The organism is Mycobacterium sp. 852002-51971_SCH5477799-a (assembly GCF_001667145.1).
Lineage (GTDB): Bacteria > Actinomycetota > Actinomycetes > Mycobacteriales > Mycobacteriaceae > Mycobacterium.
Window position 1 is genome coordinate 1 of the sequence record NZ_LZIF01000026.1, and the last position, 1,047, is coordinate 1,047.

The 1,047-nt window shown below is 67.1% G+C and carries 1 protein-coding gene; it reads right to left on the reverse strand.

Annotated features, from left to right (window positions below):
- A partial coding sequence (locus A5753_RS02260) for an AMP-binding protein (protein ID WP_156655887.1) occupies nt 1–1,047 on the reverse strand: 1,047 nt, incomplete at both ends.

The window sequence follows — 1,047 nt, forward strand, 5'->3', positions numbered from 1 at the left end:
CCGTGCAGCAGCGCGCCCCAGATCTCCCACACCGAGAAGTCGAATGCGTAGGAATGGAACTGCGTCCACACCTGGTCCGGCCCAAGTTCGACACCGATGTCCAAACCGGCGAATAGTTGAGTCACGTTGAGCTGGGTGACCGCCACTCCCTTGGGCGTGCCCGTCGTGCCCGACGTGTAGATGATGTGCGCCACGTCGTCAGCGGCCGGTGGCGCCAATCCCGTGCTCGGTTGAGCCGCCACGGCCGGGTCATCGATGTCGATGACCGTCAATCCGCCGAACCCAGCCAGCCGCGGCCGCAACGCCGCGGTGGTCACCGCGGCGAGCGGTCCGGCGTCGCCGAGCATGAACTGCAACCGCGCCGCCGGGACCGCCGGATCGATCGGCAGATAGGCGGCTCCGGTCTTGAGCACACCCAAGATCGCCACGATTGCCTCAGCCGAGCGCGGGAGCAACAGAGCCACAGAGGCGCCCGGGCCAACCCCGCCTCCGGCCAACAAGTGCGCCACCCGATTGGCGGCCTCGTCCAGCTCCCGGTAGCTCCAGGAGCGATCACCGCTCACCAGCGCCACCGCCTCTGGGGCGCGCAGCACCTGCGCCCCGAACAACTCCGGAATCGACGCCTCCGCCGGAGCAGGTTGCGTCAGCACCACCCGGTTGCCGAACTCCTGCAGGCGGGCATGCTCACGCTCGTCCAGCAGGTCGATGGATGACAGCGGCCGCGCCGGGTCGGCGGCCATGGCCGCCAGCACTTGCCGCAACCGGTCGATCAGCGTGCTGATACGGGTTTCGTCGAACACGGCGGTGTCGAATTCCACTCGAAGGCGCAGTTCACTGCCCGGCAAGGCCACGATGGAAAGCGGGTAGTGAGTGGATTCGTGACTGGTGAACTCGGTGACGACCAGTTCGCGATCGCCCGCCATGGCGGCGGCGTCCATGGGGTAGTTCTCGTAGACGAACAGCGTGTCGAATAGCTGCTCGTGCCCGGTGATGCGGTGGATCTCGCTGAGCGCGAGGTGCTGGTGCTCGAGCGTGCGGTTGTTCGTG